General features: G+C 63.7%; 23 protein-coding genes and 1 pseudogene. 17 read left to right on the plus strand and 7 right to left on the minus strand.

Translation table 11 applies throughout. The annotated features are described in order from the left end of the window. Positions 1–180 precede the first annotated feature (180 nt). A complete protein-coding gene (locus ACAG24_RS28500; RefSeq protein WP_370476127.1) occupies positions 181–444 on the plus strand; it encodes a hypothetical protein in 264 nt (87 codons plus the stop codon). A 364-nt stretch (positions 445–808) separates the two neighbouring features. Further along, positions 809–1,006 carry a LapA family protein gene (locus ACAG24_RS28505; protein ID WP_374150812.1) on the plus strand — a complete coding sequence of 66 codons (198 nt, stop codon included), beginning with the start codon at positions 809–811 and terminating at the stop codon, positions 1,004–1,006. 290 nt (positions 1,007–1,296) lie between these two features. Here ACAG24_RS28505 and ACAG24_RS28510 read toward each other — a convergent pair whose 3' ends face one another. Continuing rightward, on the minus strand, positions 1,297–1,443 hold the full coding sequence (locus tag ACAG24_RS28510; RefSeq protein WP_156452409.1) for a hypothetical protein: 147 nt from the start codon (positions 1,441–1,443) through the stop codon (positions 1,297–1,299). Positions 1,444–1,534: 91 nt separating this feature from the next. Between ACAG24_RS28510 and ACAG24_RS28515 the strand changes: the two genes are divergently transcribed. The 7 genes and pseudogenes from ACAG24_RS28515 (at position 1,535) to ACAG24_RS28545 (ending at position 5,740) form a co-directional block, all read left to right on the plus strand. After that, the gene (locus tag ACAG24_RS28515) at positions 1,535–1,942 is read left to right on the plus strand and encodes a phage holin family protein (protein WP_115329201.1); all 408 of its coding nucleotides are present in this window, start codon (positions 1,535–1,537) and stop codon (positions 1,940–1,942) included. Further along, on the plus strand, positions 1,932–2,312 hold the full coding sequence (locus ACAG24_RS28520) for a DUF3618 domain-containing protein (RefSeq protein WP_370476131.1): 381 nt from the start codon (positions 1,932–1,934) through the stop codon (positions 2,310–2,312). Before ACAG24_RS28515 ends, ACAG24_RS28520 begins: the two co-directional genes overlap by 11 nt. A gap of 34 nt (positions 2,313–2,346) precedes the next feature. Further along, positions 2,347–2,637, plus strand: coding sequence for a DUF4235 domain-containing protein (locus ACAG24_RS28525; RefSeq protein WP_209840977.1), 291 nt, complete (start codon positions 2,347–2,349; stop codon positions 2,635–2,637). A 71-nt stretch (positions 2,638–2,708) separates the two neighbouring features. Next, positions 2,709–3,137 (plus strand): SRPBCC family protein, encoded by a 429-nt coding sequence (locus tag ACAG24_RS28530; protein WP_370476134.1) that lies wholly within the window; start codon positions 2,709–2,711, stop codon positions 3,135–3,137. A gap of 125 nt (positions 3,138–3,262) precedes the next feature. After that, positions 3,263–4,359 (plus strand): annotated as a pseudogene (locus ACAG24_RS28535) (YihY/virulence factor BrkB family protein). Positions 4,360–4,604: 245 nt separating this feature from the next. Further along, a complete protein-coding gene (locus ACAG24_RS28540) occupies positions 4,605–5,360 on the plus strand; it encodes a YfbU family protein (RefSeq protein ID WP_370476137.1) in 756 nt (251 codons plus the stop codon). 167 nt (positions 5,361–5,527) lie between these two features. Next, complete coding sequence (locus ACAG24_RS28545; protein WP_370476139.1) at positions 5,528–5,740, plus strand: hypothetical protein; 213 nt, start codon at positions 5,528–5,530, stop codon at positions 5,738–5,740. A 310-nt stretch (positions 5,741–6,050) separates the two neighbouring features. Here the strand turns inward: ACAG24_RS28545 and ACAG24_RS28550 are convergent, their stop codons facing one another. From ACAG24_RS28550 to ACAG24_RS28570, 5 genes are all read right to left on the minus strand, one after another. Then, entirely contained in the window at positions 6,051–6,224 is a 174-nt protein-coding gene (locus tag ACAG24_RS28550) for a hypothetical protein (protein WP_241207927.1), read from the minus strand. A 488-nt stretch (positions 6,225–6,712) separates the two neighbouring features. After that, positions 6,713–6,940, minus strand: coding sequence for a hypothetical protein (locus ACAG24_RS28555; protein ID WP_370476142.1), 228 nt, complete (start codon positions 6,938–6,940; stop codon positions 6,713–6,715). Between the two features lie 223 nt (positions 6,941–7,163). Beyond that, positions 7,164–8,048, minus strand: coding sequence for a hypothetical protein (locus ACAG24_RS28560; protein WP_370476144.1), 885 nt, complete (start codon positions 8,046–8,048; stop codon positions 7,164–7,166). Between the two features lie 257 nt (positions 8,049–8,305). Further along, a complete protein-coding gene (locus tag ACAG24_RS28565; RefSeq protein WP_062660260.1) occupies positions 8,306–8,536 on the minus strand; it encodes a hypothetical protein in 231 nt (76 codons plus the stop codon). Next, on the minus strand, positions 8,529–9,086 hold the full coding sequence (locus ACAG24_RS28570) for a nucleotide-binding protein (protein ID WP_234794348.1): 558 nt from the start codon (positions 9,084–9,086) through the stop codon (positions 8,529–8,531). The genes ACAG24_RS28565 and ACAG24_RS28570 overlap by 8 nt, the downstream gene beginning before the upstream one ends. A 464-nt stretch (positions 9,087–9,550) precedes the next feature. Here ACAG24_RS28570 and ACAG24_RS28575 point away from each other — a divergent pair, with 464 nt between their 5' ends. After that, a complete protein-coding gene (locus ACAG24_RS28575; protein ID WP_241207923.1) occupies positions 9,551–9,757 on the plus strand; it encodes a hypothetical protein in 207 nt (68 codons plus the stop codon). 194 nt (positions 9,758–9,951) lie between these two features. Here the strand turns inward: ACAG24_RS28575 and ACAG24_RS28580 are convergent, their stop codons facing one another. Continuing rightward, positions 9,952–10,179 carry a hypothetical protein gene (locus tag ACAG24_RS28580; RefSeq protein WP_370476147.1) on the minus strand — a complete coding sequence of 76 codons (228 nt, stop codon included), beginning with the start codon at positions 10,177–10,179 and terminating at the stop codon, positions 9,952–9,954. 82 nt (positions 10,180–10,261) lie between these two features. Between ACAG24_RS28580 and ACAG24_RS28585 the strand changes: the two genes are divergently transcribed. The 7 genes from ACAG24_RS28585 (at position 10,262) to ACAG24_RS28615 (ending at position 16,501) form a co-directional block, all read left to right on the plus strand. Next, a complete protein-coding gene (locus ACAG24_RS28585; RefSeq protein ID WP_370476149.1) occupies positions 10,262–10,549 on the plus strand; it encodes a hypothetical protein in 288 nt (95 codons plus the stop codon). Between the two features lie 11 nt (positions 10,550–10,560). Further along, positions 10,561–10,881, plus strand: a complete 321-nt coding sequence (locus ACAG24_RS28590) for a hypothetical protein (protein ID WP_370476151.1) — start codon at positions 10,561–10,563, stop codon at positions 10,879–10,881. Positions 10,882–10,974: 93 nt separating this feature from the next. Further along, positions 10,975–11,295 carry a hypothetical protein gene (locus tag ACAG24_RS28595; protein ID WP_370476153.1) on the plus strand — a complete coding sequence of 107 codons (321 nt, stop codon included), beginning with the start codon at positions 10,975–10,977 and terminating at the stop codon, positions 11,293–11,295. A gap of 104 nt (positions 11,296–11,399) precedes the next feature. Further along, positions 11,400–11,597, plus strand: a complete 198-nt coding sequence (locus ACAG24_RS28600; protein WP_062660266.1) for a hypothetical protein — start codon at positions 11,400–11,402, stop codon at positions 11,595–11,597. 437 nt (positions 11,598–12,034) lie between these two features. After that, positions 12,035–13,096 carry a rep protein gene (locus ACAG24_RS28605; RefSeq protein WP_370476156.1) on the plus strand — a complete coding sequence of 354 codons (1,062 nt, stop codon included), beginning with the start codon at positions 12,035–12,037 and terminating at the stop codon, positions 13,094–13,096. 227 nt (positions 13,097–13,323) lie between these two features. Continuing rightward, the gene (gene mobF, locus ACAG24_RS28610; RefSeq protein WP_374150813.1) at positions 13,324–16,311 is read left to right on the plus strand and encodes a MobF family relaxase; all 2,988 of its coding nucleotides are present in this window, start codon (positions 13,324–13,326) and stop codon (positions 16,309–16,311) included. Then, positions 16,295–16,501, plus strand: a complete 207-nt coding sequence (locus ACAG24_RS28615) for a hypothetical protein (RefSeq protein WP_349319076.1) — start codon at positions 16,295–16,297, stop codon at positions 16,499–16,501. The genes mobF and ACAG24_RS28615 overlap by 17 nt, the downstream gene beginning before the upstream one ends. Positions 16,502–16,552: the final 51 nt, after the last annotated feature.

Genomic DNA, 16,552 nt, shown 5'->3' on the forward strand with positions numbered 1-16,552 from the left:
GTTTCTCTAGATATGAGACTGGCATTGTTTGCAGTGTGTTCGCACAGCCCCGTCACCGTGTCTCCGAATTTGAACTTGAGGCGAATAGCTTTATTACGAATTTGAACTTGACGCGAGGTGTGCACGGTCCGACATTGGGGCTAGCGTTGGAGAGCAAAGGCGCGAAAGGACGAGATCGACGTGAGCAACCCCAACGAGGTTCGCGACTTCATTTGGGTCGAACCGCACCACGGCGATTACGTGATGCTGTCGAGGGCCGCAGGCATGCTGGCCCTACACGCGGCGGCAGCCAGTATGCGCCGCAACACACCTGGATTCATCCCCGACGAACGACTTGGTTCTGACACCACGTTGCTCGCTCTAGAACTCGTCCTGTCCGGCTTGTGGCGGCGAGTAGAGGGTGGCTACGACATTGTCGATGCGTGGGAGCGTCGCGTTAGGTAAAACCTGGCTCGTGAACGCAGGACCAGGGGGCGTTAGGGACGCCAACGTGCATGGCTGGCTCGCGGCTCGCCGAAATTGCATGCCCATTCGAGCCAGGCGACGTACTCGTGGTGCAAGGGCGTACCAGTCGCAGAGTTCACACCATGGTCCTCATCGCGCGATTTCAAGTTTCTTCGCGATCATTCAGCCTTCACACCACCGGAAATGGGGAACGATCCGAGACAGGATCTTGGCCGTCCGACATCTCTAGAAACAAGACAATGTGGCCTAGCCCATCGTTGTCGATTGCGTGGGATTTCGGTTCTTGGCTTCACCGCCGCGCCGCTCGTCACTGTCCGGGTTTCTTGATGGGTATAGGACGGTGATGAAGATGTCTCTTACGCTGATGGTGGTTGGAGTGGGCGCCCTGACCGCAGCGGTGTTGAGCTACGCGCTGGGACTCGCCCAGGCGGGGACTACAGCAGGGATTGCGGCACTGTTGCTCACTGGAGCTGGTCTAGCACTGCTCAATCAAAATGGTCGATACGCGGCCCAGCAGCAGCGCACCTGGCCCGGTGACTGAAGTCACCCACCCCGGTTATCCCCGCGCCGATCTTGGAGGTTGCACTCGTCGATAACGCGTCGCCCCGGCATCCCCGGTGGCACCGTCTTGGGAACCCGCGAGCCCGGGGGCGCGGTGGTGGTCGGTGTCGGGAAACCACTTAGTAACTCCGCCACGAGTTCACGCTGGGTCACCCACCGATGAACCCCACCATCAGCCCACCCTTGACGACGATCAATGGCTGCACTTATCCGCTCATCCGAGCGGGCCGATTTGGTGCGGTGCCGCCGGGGTATAGCCGCTTTATGTCTTCAACCAACGAGCAGCCCGACCTTAGTGACGTGTTGACCCCCGGTGAGGAAGTTCACCCGGATCGCCACGAGCACGCTAAAGAAGGTAAACACCTCGATGAAGCTGAACTTGAGCGACGCACTCAGCACGAACGTGACGTAGTGCACGGTGAACCCACCACCTAGTTGTTCTGGAAGGGCCCCGTCTGCCGCCCGAATCTGCAGATGGCAATAACATCGTGAGAAAGAGGCCGTGGAGATGAAGGCGGAACCGGGAAACAGCGCTGACGCCCCGATTGGTGAGCTATTAGTTCAGTTGTCGACGCAGACGTCGCGGCTGGTGCGCGATGAGATGCGGTTGGCGCAAAAGGAATTCGCGGATTCAGCCAAACACGCCGGCATCGGCGCTGGCCTCATCAGTGTCGCCGGACTGTTAGCGGTGTTCGGGTTGGCCAGTCTTATCACCGCGGCGATCGCCGCTCTTGCGCTGGTACTACCGGTCTGGGCGTCAGCATTGATCATCGCTGCGGCTCTGTTCATCATCGCCGGCATCGCGGGTCTTATCAGCAAGAAACAACTCAGTGAAGCCTCCCCCGCCCCGGAGGCGACCATTGCCAATGTCAAACAAGACCTCACCGAAGTGGAGAACGCCCGTCATGGCCACTGAGCAGTCACCGTCGCAACCACCCTCACCCGACCTCTCCGGCGAGCCTGGGCCTGACGCCAGCGCCGCGGACATTGAAGCTGATATCGAGAAAACGCGTCACGAACTCGGCAACACCGTGGAGGCACTGGCCGCGAAAGCGGACGTGAAAGGTCAGGCACAACGCAAGGCTGCCGAGGCGAAAGCCCGACTCACCGACAAAGCTGTGCAGGCCCGCGAAGTGGTCGCCGAAAAGGCCAGTGCCGTGCAAACGGCCACCCAGGAAGCGCTCACCGACAACACCGGAGCGGTGAAACCGACGGTGCCGGTCGCCGCCATCGTGGCTGCAAGCCTGCTCATCGTCGGCATTCTGGCGTGGCGTAGCCGTCGCTAGCGTGCGCGTTAGCTCAGAGAAAGAGGTGTCCGTCGTGGAGAAAACCACGAGTACGTCGGCCAAGATTCTGTATCGACCAGTGGGGCTGCTCAGTTCGGTGGTGGGTGGACTTCTCGCTGGCGTCATCTTCAAACAGGTGTGGCAGCGCGCCACCCCCGGTGACAAACCCGATCCGCCGAAGGCGTTAGAGACCGAGTATCCGTTCAAAGAGATTCTGTTGGCCGCCGCCATCCAAGGCGCTATCTTCTCCGTGGTCAAGACAGTGATCGACCGTCAAGGTGCCCGGCTGTTCGAGAGGGCCACCGGCGAATGGCCCGGCAGTTGACCGCGGCCACCACTCCAACCGCTTCGACAGAGGGAAGATGTGAGATGGCAATAGTGACGGGTTCAGTCGAGGTGGCCGCACCGCTGTCAGCGGTGTACAACCAGTGGACGCAATTCACGTCTTTCCCCCACTTCATGTCCGGGGTTGAGCAGGTCACCCAGATCGATGACACCCACACCCATTGGGTAATCAGCCTCGGCGGGGTAACCCGCGAATTCGACGCCACCATCGTGGTGCAGCACCCTGATCAACGTCTGGCCTGGAGCAGCACCGACGGAACCACCCACTCCGGAGTAGTCAGCTTCGAGACCCTAGACGACACGCACACCCGGGTCACCGTGGAAATGAATTGGCAGCCCGCCGGTCTGATCGAAAAGGTCGGCAAAGGATTGGGTTTCGATGGCCGGCAGGTTGGCGCTGATCTGGTCCGGTTCAAGTCGTTCATCGAGAACCGAGGCAGCGAAACCGGTGCCTGGCGAGGAGAGGTGCCCGCCCGATAGCCACGAGTGGCGCCCAGAGCCACGCGACTGGACACCGGTCATCACCGTCGGCTGTCCCGCGAACACGAGGTCCGAACCAAACAATGAGTGTTAGGTCACCTGCCCGGAGGGGCAACCGGTGCACTATGGCCGAGACAACAGCGCAGGACGAGGACGACCGAACCGGAGACGACAACACACGCACCCAGGACAAGGAGCAGCATGCTCCTGATCCCGACGATGCACGCAAACCGGATTCCCCCGACGACCTCACCAAAGCATCGTGGCTTATGTGTTGCGGAAAACTGCCCGCGAATTCAGTGCCGACCAGTGCACGGATCTCGCCGCGGCGCTGACCTATTACGCGGTGTTGTCGCTGTTCCCGGCGTTGCTGGTGTTGGTGTCCTTGCTGGGGGTGCTCGGTCAGGGCCAGCGCACCGTCGACGCCCTGCTCGAGGCGGCCAGCGGGGTTGTTCCCGCGTCGGCGCTCGACCTGCTGCGCCAGCCCATCGAACAAGCCGTCAACAGCCCGACGGCAGGAGTAACCCTGCTCATCGGGGCACTCGCGGCACTGTGGTCAGCATCGGGCTACGTCGGCGCATTCGGGCGAGCAGTGAACCGCATCTACGAAATCGACGAGGGCCGCCCAGCGTGGAAGCTGCGCCCGCTGCAATTGGTCCTGACCTTGGCGGCTCTGCTCCTGGCGGCGGCGGTGGCGTTCATGCTCGCAGTCAGCGGCCCGGTGGCCGCAGCCGTCGGCAACGCCATTGGGCTGGGTGCGGTGGCGCAGACTGTATGGGCCCTGGCTAAATGGCCAGTGATCCTGGTCCTTGTTGCCTTGGCCGTGGCCATCCTCTACTACGCCACCCCGAATGTGCAGCAGCCGAAGTTCCGGTGGCTCAGCATCGGATCGGCCATCGCCATCCTGGTATGGGTCACCGCGTCGGTCGGGTTCGGTTTCTACGTCAGCAATTTCAGCAACTACAACAAAACCTACGGTTCGCTGGCCGGGGTGATCGTATTCCTGCTGTGGCTGTGGCTGACCAACCTTGCCCTGCTCTTCGGCGCCGAACTTGACGCCGAACTCGAACGCGGGCGCCAACTCCAAGCCGGCATACCCGCCGAGAGCGAACTGCAATTGCCCCCCAAAGACACCCGAGTGGTGGACAAGAACCAAAAAGCCGACGAAGAGGACATCCAACGCGGACGCCAACTTCGCCACACCAAAGGACAACGCGAATAACACCCACCCTCGGTCGCGCCCAGTTCCCTTCGTTCACCCCGGCGGAGATCAACTTTTCTTCACTACCGGGGGGTGGGGACCTGGCCCGCCATATGTGACGAGACCAGATCTGATCCGTCTCAGATCTCTACAAACGAGAACAGCTCCTGGCGACACCGTGTCCCCCTTAGCGCCCTTGTCACGCACGTAGTGCTGTGTGACACTGTTTATCGGGTGTCATACAAAATTACGTTAAGGAGGGCGATATGGCCGTCTTGAATATCCGAGTCGACGATCAGGTCCGAGATGAACTCAAGGACATGGCTGACGCCGAGGGTGTCACCGTCAGCGAGTACGTCCGCGATCTGCTCACGGCGGCGCTCGTCCCTGGCTATGAGTCCAAGGAGGACCACGGTGACCTGCCGGCGCCGGAGACGATGCGGATTGCCGATCGGCAGGTGCTCTCTCTGCTTCACCGCATCCTCGCGCGCGTGCTGCCCGAGGACAACGACGACGTGGACGGAGACCTCGGTTATCAGCTGGGGCGTGCGCGGGTGATCGAAGCGGGCTACACCGGGGAGTACTGGCGTGAAGTCGCCGGGTTCAGCCCCGAGCTGTCCAAGCGTGATTGTGGCCGTGTCCTGGACATCCTCGACATGTTCCGCATCATCACCTTCAGCATCCGGCGACTGGAGAAGGACGGGACCGCCGTCGACGAGGACCTCAAGTACGAGCTGGAATTTAAGGGCTTCGACGGCAACGACGGACTGGAAAACCACATGGCCCACTACGTCGAGTTCCTCATGAGCGACGGCCGGTGGGCTGAACTGCACGAACAGTGGAAGAGCAACGACGAGGGGAACTCCCACGCCCTCATGCTTGATACCTACATGCGCATGGTTGCCGAACACCGCCGCATCAAGGCCAGCCGCGACCGCGGATTCCACCGAGAGGACTACCTGCTGTCCCTCGACGAGCTACAGCAGATCGCAGACGCTCGCCACCCGTCGCGCCGCGGCTAGCTCGAAGAGGCCTGGCTCTCCCGGCCTGGCGCAAAAGACACGAGACGGCTCCCGCCCGGCCCGCAAGCGGGCCGGTTGGGTCTGAAAATCCGGTGCCCCACTCAGGAGCGCGAGGCCGCCAGAAAGCTGTGCAGCAGAGTATTCGGCGTCGAACTACCGTTCTCGGCATGAGAAACCAGATCAGCACTCAGTGGGTGCTCATTGAAGCGGTTCAGGCTGACGACGTCCTTTTCGACCAGGACTCACAGTCGAGCTGGCCGGTCCTCAGCTCCCAGCCACATCCGGCGCAGCACTGGCGTCGTCTGGTGTCGGGCGAGCCCGGGTCCGGTCGCTGCCTTGATGCCCCGATCGGTACATGGGTCCGTCGAGTGCTGCAGTAGGCCGCCCGCGCGACGGGCTGTAGTCCGCCCCGTGACGGCCCACGTGACGGCCTGCGTTTCGTCAAGTGATTTGGCCCCACCGTCGTCATGAATTTTGGCCCCAGCTTGGGTCAGTCGGCGCGTTTGGCTCGGGTGGCGGTCTTGCTGGTGCGTAGTCGGTAGGACTTGGTGCCGGTCTCGAGTTTCGACGACTGCGAGGCGAAAGCCAGCGTGTATGCGCGTGGGCCGCTGACGGGGCCGACCGGCGCGGAGGCGGTTACGGCGGCATCGGCAGGTTTCTCCCGGCGGAAAGGACGCTCATTTCAGGTGGCTACCGGAACCACTCGCGAAGCGCGGTCGCGGCCGCGCCCACGATCCCGGCGAACCCACCGAGGATGGCCACGATGCGTTCCGACGGCTCATCGCGCCGGCAGAACACCGCTTGGTAGACCATCACCAGCACAGGCAGAATCCAGACCAGATTCCACGCGCCCGAGACGAGCATATTGACCTCCTTGCGAGGTGTACCAACAGAAAGTGCCCGACCAGGGGCCGGGCACAAAAAAAGCCGGGAAGACCCGGCTTCGACGCGCACTAAGCGCGCCTTTTCATGGGTGAACCCATGAAAAGATCAGTCCAGCAGTGCATTTCGGTGGCTGGATAACCTACGGAACTGGCTGTGTGCGCAGTTGTTCGGGGAGCCCCTAACTAGGGCAGGAGAGAAGATTTTCGCGGTAGCGACCGGATGTGGACACAGTCGTACTACTGCGATTGTGCGGCAAGTCTACCGGTATCAAGGCCAAAGCGGGGGTGACAGAAAAGTTCCGGGATGTGCTGACATCAACCGGATTTTGGGCGCACTAACGGCACCTCATTCACTGTACTCGCAGCTAGATGCGCCCGAATGGAAGCAGGCGACCTCGGCGTGTCGCACTTAGCCGCATTTGGATCAGGCGCGGGTCCCCGGTCTTCATCGAGGACGAGGACGATGTGTCACTCGTCGGGGGTGGCGACTCCCGGCTCGAACGCCTTGCCGGAATTGAACTCCTCTTCGAGGCGCTCACACAGATCGGTGATCGCCTTGCGGATGAACTTCTGCTGCTGTCCGATGCCGGTGTACGGCCGTGTCCACGTAATGGTGTTGACCATCCGCTCTTTCAGCTCCACGGGCAACGACAGCAGGATGTCGGCGGACTTGCGGCCAGGGTCGTTCAGAACCATCCGGTCATCTTTGCCTGGCGCTTGATGACGCCGTATGCGTTCGAATGATTCCAATGAGTTCCCCTCGCATCGCCGTGCTCCGCACACCATTGTCCAACTCCCCTACCCTGGAGGCGTGAGGAGCGACGGCGACGACACCTCGAAGCCGCTGACACGCTGCTTTGGTCAACTACCTGACCTCGTTGTGCCCGATGACTTCGATGTCGACTACGACGATCTGGCGTCAGAGTTCAACGGGGACATCGCCAATGCTGAACGGCGGGCTGCGCGGGACCGCTATGCTCGGCGGGCGGAAGAGGCGTAGATCCCCTGCCAAGCACCTGAGAACTGCACCTTGCCCCGGTGTGTGACGTAATGACGTATAGGTGCAAATACGTCTATACGTCATTACGTTGTATTTCCCGGCCTTTGAGCTAGCATTCGCGCGGACCTGACTCCGACCGTCCACCCAATCGTGTAGGTCGTAGCTGATTGAGTTCAGCAGCGGCAGCAGAACACGGTCGTGTAGGTGTTTCACGTCCACGTAGAGCAGCGAGTCCATGTGTGAAACGCGGTTACGGAGCTTGCGGAGGTCGCGCACCTTGTTACCCGTGCCGTAGCCCCGCGGGTCCTGTTTGACGTTCGGGAATCCCCCGTGCAGGCAGTTGCGCCATAAGTCGCGTCGAGCTTGCAGGTTCACCTGGTTTTGAACCGGATTTCCGTTCGGGTCCACCCAGCTCGCGTCGAACTTCTCCGGTAGAAGACTGGCCCAGGTTCCGAACATCACGTGTGCCACTAGGTCGTCGTGGGTGATCGCGTCCCCGTGCCGGGGATGGCTCGCCGGCCGAGATCGGCGCGATTGGTCTGCTGCCTTGTACAGCTTGTGACGCGTCGTGGTGAACACCGCCGGTCCGGACAGGTACGGAATGTGGGCGATGTAGTTGATCCAGTCAGCGCCATGTCCATGTTGTTGCGACCAGTTGCTTAGCTGCGTGTCGATCGCGTGACGCACTGCGACCTCGGCAATCCCTAGCGGATCTTGCAAGGCCGAAGCGAGCTCGATATTCCACTCGTACAACGCCAGCGCGTCGGCATCCTGACCGCCCGCAACCGCCCGATAGTGCGCCAACCGCGAAGCGTGTAGGCACTTGAAGACCTCGGCCGGGACTACGGGCATAACCGGTCACTGTGCCAGAAACAAGGAAGCCCCCCTCACAAGGAGGGAGGCTTCTTCACGAACAGCTCGGAGAACCGGCTGCATCTGCAAGCGAGCATACACCGGACCCGTCACGGCATCAACGGCTTGTGAAGGAGCGGCCCGCCCGCCTCAGTAGCGAGCACACGGGCTAGGACGCAATGACGTATTGACGTAATCACGTCAATACGTCATTGCGTCTTGACGTTCTGCGCCAGCCACTGTTCGGCCAGGTCGGTGAGGATTCTGCTCATGCTCGTGTCCTGATCCAGCGCGGCCTGCTTCAACCCACGCACCGTGGCACGAGGCAGATAGACGGTGGCGCGCTGCATGTCGTCGGTGGGGGAGCGGAACGCTTCGGCCGCCCGTTTCGCCGGTTCCGTCTTCACCCGCGCGGCCATCTTCGAAGACAGATCAGACATGGACTAGCGCCTCCATCAATTCGTTCAACACGTCGTCATAGCCGTGCAGCTGGCTTGGAGCCGAACCGAACGCCCGCCGAATCCCCTCACGCCGCACGATCCGCGTCCCGATCACCGGCACCCCCTCGTTCTCAAGCAGGGTTTTCACCTCATCGGCTAAACGGGTGCGCAGGTCCACACCGGTCAAAAGGACAGCAGTCGGTCTGTGTGCGGTGATCTCTAGGGTTGGCCATACGCGGCGCACGTCCAGCGGTGAGGCCCCCGTGGGCACTACGACCAGATCGGCGAGTTCGATCGCTTCCTGGATCACCTGGGCCGTACCAGGGGGAGTGTCGACGATCGTCAGATCCTGACGGCCGTTGACGTCGAGTGGCCGCCGGGCCGGCACCACGGGGAAAGGAAACGGGTCGTCGGCTGCGGCCGCCGCCCACTCCAGCGCCGACCCCTGAGGGTCGGCATCGATAAGCACGACATCAAGGCCACGGCGATGCGCGGCCACTGCGAGATACACCGCCGACGTTGTCTTCGCAACGCCGCCTTTGGTGTGCACCAAAGAGACTGTAGGCATGCCGCGAGTATACGTCACAATGCAATGACGTATATGCGTCATTGCATTGTGACGTTATTACGTCTATCCAGCTCAAGGCACACTTCCAGCATTGTGATCTGACCGTAACAACCTGATTTGTCGGAATTCCGGCCGACAAGCCGGCATTAGAGGGCATGCCACTACCAACCCCCAAACGTCACCCCTCCAGCGGTGCCGAGCACTTCGGCGAATCGGACGCTGCACGCCGCGGGTCTATACCTGCTCAGGCGAGACCCGGAACTGCCGCATGCCACACGACGGAAAGCAGCTCCAGGGCCGGTACTTCCCCCGTGTACCGGAACCACGACGAGAAAGGTGCGGCCAGTGCCAGGTAAAGCACGCTGTGCCAGCCCAGAAGAAGAGAGCGGGACTACAGCCAGCTCCAGGAGCCATCTCCTGACCACCACCGAACAAGGAGACGCCCAATGAGCGAATCCATCCTGATCGTCGTGGCGATCATCGTCGTGGCGATCACGGTCCTGGGCCTGGCAATCTGCGTGCTCGCGGGCTACCTGGCCCGCATTCCCGACTGCAAGGTCACCATCGGCGAAGTCGGCCGAGCAATCGGCGCCATCGTTGGGGTCGGCCTCGAAGCGGTGGCCACGATCATCACGTCCGTGCGACGACCGTGAGAAACCCGGCTCATGGGGGAGCGGACTTCCTCGGCCTCGATTGTGGCGAAACGGTGGATGGTGGCCGTCAAGGCCGGTACCGCCGCTGCGCGGTCGACCTACGGTCGAGCCTGGACAGCCACTACCCACCGCGCAAACGGGCCAGTACGAGGAAGCCGGGAGGGAAAACGCTGGCCAGGCTCCGGGGGTCCGAGCTACTCGGCCTGGGGCACCCCGGCACGGTCCAAGAACTCGTTGAGCGCGGCATCCACGATGTCAGTGACCGCGTACCCGCGGTCCTTCAACACCTCCACGCGCTGCTGCGTGCCCGGACGCACATAGGTGTTCAGCGGCACCTTCTGCTGCCGCTTACGCAGCGGCAGCGCGCTACTGGCAGCGTCGGCCGCGCCGCCGTCGAGAGCATCCCCCGCCGAATCGGGCATGCACGCATCCTACATGCATCAATAAAAGTAGATTGCATGCAACTTGCTTGCATGTATGCACGCACGCTCTTACAGTGAGGGCATGGAAACCCTCGGCACGGTCCAAGACGACGTGAGTGCGGTCCGGGACTTCGCATCCCAGGTCCGTGCGCTGTGTGCGCAGCTGACAGCCAATCCGTTCAACACCCCCGCCGCAGAGAAGCTCCTCGATCTGCTCCTGGAGGACGCCCCGGCAGTGGATCTCGCCTTCGAACGAGTGCTGCGGTCAGTGATCCACGGACCCGCACCGACCGGCGCCCCGATCCTGGACATGCTCGGCGACCCACGGGGCACCCCGCACGCCGCGCTCGTCGTCGGCGCGGCGGCCTAAAGTCGGCCCTGATGAGCGCACCCTCGCCGCCGCCGAAGCCAGGCTCCACCGAGCACTGGCAGGCATGGCTGCAGCGGTACGGCGGTGACTACACCGATGACGCCGAGCGCCGCGCCGCCTACCAGGACTTCACGACAAACCTCGACACCATCCAAGCCGTCTTCTCCCAGTCCGATGACATGCACGTCGCCGGCTACCTCGAAGCCCACGAACGGGTGGCCAGCGGCGACGCAGACAGCCCCGACGACGCCGAGACATGGGTTCCAGGCGATCTCACCGGCCACGCGCGAGCGGACTGGCTCGAAGGCTTCCGCTCCCACTTCGAGCCGTAGGCCCCGGCCCTGGCGAGGAGGCGGTCGGAATCACCACGCTTTCCGGCCCGCACCGCACGACCGCGCCGCGTGCACTCCTGCACGTCCGAGACCATGCCGCCACCCGTCGATCCCGCAATTCACCGCACCGTCCAGGCGGTCTACACCACAAATCTCGGGCTACCCGAGGACTGGACCACCGACCAGCGGACCGAGTTCATCCGCGACGAGGCCGACCGAATCACGTGGATAGCCCGTGCCCACGCCGCCACTCTCGGCGACCTGAGCATCCGCGACTGGACTTGCCGACACCACGGCCAGGTGCCAGACCCACTGACGCAGACTGCATTACGCACCGAGGCCCGCGCCCAAGCCGTGCGCCAGGTCCTCAGCACGGAACTGTACGAACTCATCATCGATCCCGACGCCAACTAGCCCGGAAAGCGCAGCGGCGGCATGACCTCACCAGTCACAAAAACATCACAGACCCCGGCGTGTCCTGTATCAGATACCGCGTTGTTGCTGGCAGTCTTCGATTCATGCCTCGACCTCGTAAAGGCGACCGCGTGGAACTGCTCACCCGCCCGGAGCGTCTCGTTTCCGAAAAGATCAAGCAGCAGGCCGCCGACCGAGGCATGTCTGTCTCGCAATACGTGGCCGACCTGTTGGCCATCCAGGCCGGCCATCCCGAGCTGGTCCGCGAACTAGACAAGGAGGTTCTGCCGCTGGCGATGTGACGACATGGCGCCGAGGGCTCGCAATCTCTGCCTTGCCGACCAGCCCCCGGCAGAGCTGAACATCTGAATAGCTGGTGTGCGGATTACCCGCTGATATGACGAAGGCCCCGCGTTAGCGAGGCCCTTGTCTGAGGTTTTGAACCGAGTTCGCAGCTCGGTTCTGGGTCCGCACCCATTCCCCGAAGGGATCTGTCTTGGTGGACAGTTCTCACGGTAGCGCACGCTCGTCTGACGTTCCAGAAATGGCGCGCATTCAGTGCGCAAATCGTGACCAACTCCGTACCCGTTCTCTTCGCGCCGGTAGTGCGCGACCCACGCCGCTGCGCGGTGCTCTCACGGGCACCCCCGCCGGCAGTCCACACATGGTGCGCGCGCACGCCAATGAGCGTCGTCGTGAGTGGGTGCAGCGCGCCGGCTCTTGCGCGCCGTCTGCGCCGATGTGGACCAGTCGCGCCGGGTGGCTCGATGGACTGGCGCGGTGGGCGCACTCTCCGGCGTTCGGAGAGCTGTGCGCTGAGGCGCGGGTGTCGATCACCACGGCCACGCTGTTGTCGATCGCCACGGTGATGGCCGAGCACGCCGACCACGCCACCGGCCGCCACGTCGCGGTCACCCGCGCGACAATCGCCGACAAGGTGGGGTGCGACGTGCGCACCGTCACCGCCGCCTGGCGCGTCCTGAGGGCCTCCAGATGGGCCGTGGAAGCGCAGCGGGGCCACGGTTCGACAAACACCCCCAGCGTCGGCCGCCGACCCTCGGTGTACCACCTGGTGCCGCGTCGCGAAGCCCGTCCCGCGACGACACCACTCGTGCATGATTTCCACCTACCGCCGTCAGGCGGTGTTAGTTCTTTTTCTCCCGTAGGGAGTTACTCACCAAGCGGGCGCGCGAGCGCGCCCGCCAAACAAATCTGCGACAAACCACGACAAATGCCGCCACGGCGCGCTACCGCGCGGCCGCTGGCCATCCAGCGGCTCGCCGCTGGACTCGTCGCGATCACGCACGGCCTGGACCGCGCTCACATCGGCGCCATCTGCGACGCACTCACCGCCACCGGTGTCGACCCCGACGTGTGGTCAGCTCGCGCGGTCAACGACAAGCTCAACGCCGACATGCGCGCCCGAGGAACGACCTGGCCCGACCACATTGCCAACCCCGGTGCGTTCCTGCACAGCCGGTTACGACGACTGTCCTGGGCACCTCCCGAGGAACCCAAAAAGGCCGGCGGCTGCGCCGCCGTCAGCATTGACCAGCCGGCGCGACCGGCGGTGCTTACTGAGGCCTCGCGGGCGGTCATCGCGGCCCGCCAAGAAGAGATCCGCCAGATACTCGCTGCGGCCTCCCAGCGTGCCCGCGTTGGACGCATCAACCGCACGCCCAACGCACCTTCAGCGACACCGCGTCGGGCTGTTGTTGGAGGCACAGCACGGCGGCGCGAAGAGTGCACCGTTGGTCGCCTGGTCGACGACGCACCTAGTGGTCGCGAAACGGCGCGCTGACGTTCGGGCGAGACGCCACATTCAGCGTCTCCAATCACACATCCTTCGTCGTTCCCTGCTCATCTTTTCCGCGCTGCCTCAGCGTCCTTTGCGCGCACTCTCTCCTGTCATCTTCACTCGTTCAACCCATTCCTACCGCCAGCTTCGGCCCCAGCCAGCGCGTACCCTCACCCTACAGACCGCAAGACAGAGATTAGAAGCATGGCACATTTGCACAAGTTTGTGCGATGCTGGTGGTGCCGGTTCCGTTCGGGGTGGTCTTCTTCGTGATTTCGGGCTGGGTCGGCTCAGGGAGGAGGTGGGACAGGGTGTTGACGGTGGCGAAGTTGTCGTTGTGGTCGGTGAACTATTACAACGACACTGCGCGGGCGGTTGGCGATGCTGTGGCGGACCGGCAGAAGGCCAATGGGGGGTTGGCGGAGTATTACGCCGAACGTGACACCCGTACCCCGGTCTGGGCGTGTGCGGGGGACGTCAAGACGGTCGCCGGTTTGGTCGGTCTGAGTGACGCTGAGCGGGCCGGTGGGGATGCTGATCCGGATGTGGTGGCGCGCTGGCTAGACGAGGGTGTGGCGCCGTCAGGGGAGTGTGGTCGGGCCCATGGCAAAAGCGGTGTGCACGGGTTCGATTTGACGTTTTGTGCGCCGAAATCGGTGTCGTTGGCGAGGGTGTTCGGCGGCGATGTGGGTGATAAAGCGGTCACTGCGGCGCATCAGACGGCGATCGCGGAAGCTTTGGAGTACCTCGCCGCGCATGCCGGCTACACCCGGGTGCATAACCCGGTCACGGGGAACAAAGACCTCCAGAAGTTGCCCGGTTTGGTGGCCGCGGCGTATCAGCATGAGACCTCGCGGGCGGGGGATCCGCACCTGCACACCCACGTCTTGGTCCCTAATCGGCAGGCCCGCGCCGATGGCCGGTTGGTGTCGATTGACGGCACCAGTTTGTTCCACGAAGCACGCGCGGCGGGGATCATCTATCAGGCCACGCTGCGCCACGAACTGCACCGTCTCATCGGGGTGGAATGGGGGCCGGTGGATGCCCGTACAGGGATGGCCGAGATCGCCGGTATCGATGCGACAACGATCGCCGCTTGGTCGACGCGCAGCACGGCGTTGCGGGAGTGGGCGGCGTCAAATCTCACCGTTGTTGATGACGTGAAGGGGCTGTCGCAGGCGCAGTTGGCGGCCGCGCAGAAAGCCACCCGACCGCGTAAACCGGAGTCGCTGTCGTGGGCCGAGTTGCGGGCGCAGTGGCGCGCCGATCGGCGCGGTCTAGTGGTGTCGCGCACCGCGCAAGCCGAGGCCCGCACCGCACGCGAACAGGCCGCGAAGACGGCGGCGGCGCGCGTCACCCGCAGCGGCATTGTGGTGGATCGTCGCGCGGTGGCGGCGATGGCCGCGCGCGCCGACAAAGCTGCGCTCACGCGGGCGGATCTGGTCGAGATCATCGGCGCGCAACTACCCCTGATCGTCGACACTGCCGCCGGCCAGGACGGGGCCGCGCCGATGCCGCGCCAAGTCATCGAAGAATGCGTGGACACCGTCGGGATGCGGCTGACTGGGCCGCGGCGTGCGCATCAACGCGAAGGCTCAGAACGGTTCAGCGTCGATCTGATCCTGGCTGAAGAACGCCGCGTGTTCGACCTCGTCGACGCCACCAATATGCGGGCGGTGTCATGGGTGCGCCCAGAGCACACCGCCGCGGCGCTAGGGCTCTCTGAACAGCAGCACCAGGTGGTCGCGGCGATCGCGTCCACACCACAGCTGGTGGTGCCGCTGTCGGCGCCGGCCGGGGCGGGCAAGACCACTTCGATGCGGGCGTTGCGCACCATCGCTGAACACCGCAGTACGGCGCGGATGATCGTGATCGCCCCGACCGGGAAAGCCGTCGATGTCGCCCTCGCCGAAGGGGCGGCGTCGGAGGGCTACACCATGCACGCCGCGTTGAAACGGCTCGCTGACGGCCAGTTGGAGTTGGGTCCGTTCGATGTCGTCGTTGTCGATGAAGCCGGCATGGTCGGCACGCATCAGTGGCGCCAACTCCTTGCCGCGACAACTACGACCGGGACGAAGACCGTGATGGTCGGCGACGCTCACCAACTAGCGCCGGTCAAAGCGCGCGGCGGGATGTTCGCTCAACTGTGTGACGAGCTGCCCTGGACCCAACGCCTGACCGAGGTATGGCGCCAGCACGACCCCACCGAACGCGCCGCGTCCCTGGCTCTGCGTGATGGTGGGCCCGCGCCGGTGCGCCGCGCGATCGACTGGTACCGCAACCACCAGCGCCTGGCCTGCGGGGATCAGGTCACCATGGTCGCCGACGCCCTGGCCGCCCACCAGGCTGACCTCGCCGCTGGGAAAGAGAGCCTGCTGTTGGCCGACACCGTCGAGATCACCGACGCGCTCAATCGCCGGGTCCACGACCACACCGTCGCTGAGCGCACCCGCCGAGGGCTCGAGGCGGCGACAGTAACCGGGGCGCGCGGTCACCACATCACCGTCGACGACGTCATCGTCACGCGCAGCAATGATTCCACCGTCGCCGTCTACGCCCCGGATGACCGCACCCGCGTCCTGACCGGGGCGCCGGTGCGCAACGGGCAACGCTGGCAGGTCATCGCCGTCGATGACACCGCCGAGCATCCCCGCATCGCAGCCCGCCGACACGGCGACCAAGCGTGGGCCGTGTTCAGCGGTGACTATCTGCGTGAGCATGTGCAGCTCGGACACGCGGTCACCGTGCACACCTCACAAGGCGTCACCGCCGAGCGCACCCACGCCGTGCTCGCTGATACCGCCAGCCGCAACCTGGCCTACGTCGCACTCACCCGCGGCCGTCAGGCCAACCACGCTTACCTCTACCACCGCGCGATCGGGGAAGGAGACCACCAACACCGTGATCTTTCTGACCGGGTGCACCTTGCCTACCGCGGCACCCCCACCCAGGCCGGCTGGGCGCTGCGCCAAGTCATCGGTCGCGACGAGCGAGCCCGCACGGCGCACCACACCGCCGCCGACACCCCCGCGCACGAGCTGCCCGAGCGGGTCGCCTCCCTCGTCGCAGAACACCACCGCGCCGTCACCAACAGACTGAGCAGCCACCACAAAAACCAACGCAGACAACAGGACCGAGCCATCGACCGCGCCCTAGGACTCGACCACAGCCAATCCCGAAACCAGGAAATAGACCAAGGCTATGACCTCAGCCTCTAACACGTCGCCCGTGCTCAACGCCGACCGCATCGACGCCACCGCCGAGCACATCGCCACCGACTGTGACGGGCTGTCGCGAAAGCTGTTCCGGCCCGGACACGGATTTCGGGGGCTCGTCGTCGACCGGCGCCCGCCGTGGCTCGAACAGTCATGCGGTCCACCCAACTTGCTACGCGGCTTATCCAAATAGACTGTGCCACAGAGCAATTTGATTTGATCATGAAGTTTCGCGGGACTGTCG

Origin of the sequence: Mycobacterium bulgaricum (genome assembly GCF_041287165.2) — a bacterium.
GTDB classification, from domain to species: Bacteria; Actinomycetota; Actinomycetes; order Mycobacteriales; family Mycobacteriaceae; genus Mycobacterium; species Mycobacterium bulgaricum.

Bases quoted from the DNA above. Each gene is read 5' to 3' on its own strand.
- ACAG24_RS28505 (WP_374150812.1), top strand. From the start codon at position 809: ATGAAGATGTCTCTTACGCTGATGGTGGTTGGAGTGGGCGCCCTGACC.
- ACAG24_RS28515 (WP_115329201.1), top strand. From the start codon at position 1,535: ATGAAGGCGGAACCGGGAAACAGCGCTGACGCCCCGATTGGTGAGCTA.
- ACAG24_RS28520 (WP_370476131.1), top strand. From the start codon at position 1,932: ATGGCCACTGAGCAGTCACCGTCGCAACCACCCTCACCCGACCTCTCC.
- ACAG24_RS28540 (WP_370476137.1), top strand. From the start codon at position 4,605: ATGGCCGTCTTGAATATCCGAGTCGACGATCAGGTCCGAGATGAACTC.
- ACAG24_RS28545 (WP_370476139.1), top strand. From the start codon at position 5,528: ATGAGAAACCAGATCAGCACTCAGTGGGTGCTCATTGAAGCGGTTCAG.
- ACAG24_RS28550 (WP_241207927.1), bottom strand. From the start codon at position 6,224: ATGCTCGTCTCGGGCGCGTGGAATCTGGTCTGGATTCTGCCTGTGCTG.
- ACAG24_RS28555 (WP_370476142.1), bottom strand. From the start codon at position 6,940: ATGGTTCTGAACGACCCTGGCCGCAAGTCCGCCGACATCCTGCTGTCG.
- ACAG24_RS28565 (WP_062660260.1), bottom strand. From the start codon at position 8,536: ATGTCTGATCTGTCTTCGAAGATGGCCGCGCGGGTGAAGACGGAACCG.
- ACAG24_RS28575 (WP_241207923.1), top strand. From the start codon at position 9,551: ATGAGCGAATCCATCCTGATCGTCGTGGCGATCATCGTCGTGGCGATC.
- ACAG24_RS28580 (WP_370476147.1), bottom strand. From the start codon at position 10,179: ATGCCCGATTCGGCGGGGGATGCTCTCGACGGCGGCGCGGCCGACGCT.
- ACAG24_RS28585 (WP_370476149.1), top strand. From the start codon at position 10,262: ATGGAAACCCTCGGCACGGTCCAAGACGACGTGAGTGCGGTCCGGGAC.
- ACAG24_RS28590 (WP_370476151.1), top strand. From the start codon at position 10,561: ATGAGCGCACCCTCGCCGCCGCCGAAGCCAGGCTCCACCGAGCACTGG.
- ACAG24_RS28595 (WP_370476153.1), top strand. From the start codon at position 10,975: ATGCCGCCACCCGTCGATCCCGCAATTCACCGCACCGTCCAGGCGGTC.
- ACAG24_RS28600 (WP_062660266.1), top strand. From the start codon at position 11,400: ATGCCTCGACCTCGTAAAGGCGACCGCGTGGAACTGCTCACCCGCCCG.
- ACAG24_RS28605 (WP_370476156.1), top strand. From the start codon at position 12,035: ATGTGGACCAGTCGCGCCGGGTGGCTCGATGGACTGGCGCGGTGGGCG.
- mobF (WP_374150813.1), top strand. From the start codon at position 13,324: ATGCTGGTGGTGCCGGTTCCGTTCGGGGTGGTCTTCTTCGTGATTTCG.
- ACAG24_RS28615 (WP_349319076.1), top strand. From the start codon at position 16,295: ATGACCTCAGCCTCTAACACGTCGCCCGTGCTCAACGCCGACCGCATC.